Source organism: Thiorhodococcus mannitoliphagus (genome assembly GCF_010915725.1).
Taxonomy (GTDB): domain Bacteria; phylum Pseudomonadota; class Gammaproteobacteria; order Chromatiales; family Chromatiaceae; genus Thiorhodococcus; species Thiorhodococcus mannitoliphagus.
This window is the reverse complement of the sequence record NZ_JAAIJR010000369.1, coordinates 1-890: the sequence shown is the minus strand read 5'-3', so window position 1 is coordinate 890 and position 890 is coordinate 1. Positions and strand designations below refer to the sequence as shown.

2 protein-coding genes are annotated in these 890 nt (G+C 59.7%); both read right to left on the bottom strand.

Annotated features, from left to right (window positions below; translation table 11 throughout):
- Window positions 1-252: 252 nt before the first annotated feature.
- On the bottom strand, window positions 253-609 hold the full coding sequence (locus G3480_RS26930) for an HVO_A0114 family putative DNA-binding protein (protein WP_164657251.1): 357 nt from the start codon (window positions 607-609) through the stop codon (window positions 253-255).
- Window positions 606-890, bottom strand: a 285-nt coding sequence (locus tag G3480_RS26925) for a toxin-antitoxin system TumE family protein (protein WP_164657250.1), incomplete at its 5' end; no start/stop codon positions are given. The genes G3480_RS26925 and G3480_RS26930, both read right to left, overlap by 4 nt.

Genomic DNA, 890 nt, shown 5'->3' with positions numbered 1-890 from the left:
CGCCCGGCATCGGGCGAACCGCTGTTGTCGCTCACGCTATTACGCGAATTTTTCTCAGAATAATTTCCGCTAGACCTGCCAGTTTCCGCCACCGCTGTTGTCGAGGCGTGTTAGCCACGAGGATGCCCGTCTTGGGCCTTCGTTATGGCAGCAACCGGCCAATACCAGTCACTCGCCTTCATTGCTCCAGGGTCCGGTTTGTTCAGATATGCAGTCAGTATCGAGCGCAAGCGGATCAGCACGCTCTCGCCATCAGGCTGCATCGCGAATGCCGGCGTGGATCAGGATTTCATCGTAAGGAGCCACGAGCACGCCATCGTTGCGGCGTTCCAGGAGACCAAGCTCGACTAGCTCGGTAACATCTCCATGCACGTTCTTGTAGTCACGTCCGAGCGATTGGGCGAGCTGGCGAACATTGAGCCCTTCCTGCGACGCCACATGGCGCAAGAGCTCCAACCGTTTCTCGGTAATCGCCGAGAACAGCTCCCGAAGGCTGCCGAAGGCGAGCCGAGGCCTCGTATCCTCGCCGGCCTCAGCCTGCTGCCAGGTGCTTCCGAAGGCCTGCAAGGCCGCTTGGGGGCTCAATATACTGATCTCGATTCGGTTCATTCCCACCTCCAGCCGGCAAGCCGCACGCAGTCATCTCGGAAATCGGCCAGCAATTGCTCCACGGAAAGGAGTCCATAGGGCTCCTCCTGCTCTTTGTAGTGGCGATGGTCGCCCTTTCCAGCCTCGTTGTCGTAGCGCACAATGCAGGCCCCGATACGGCCGCAAAACAGTCGGTATTTCAGACCGTGGGGTCGATCCGGGGTCGTGGCTGGCAACGCCCAGATGACCATTTCACAGATGAGGTCACCCTGGCGGGCCTTGTAGCGGAAGAGCTGACGCGC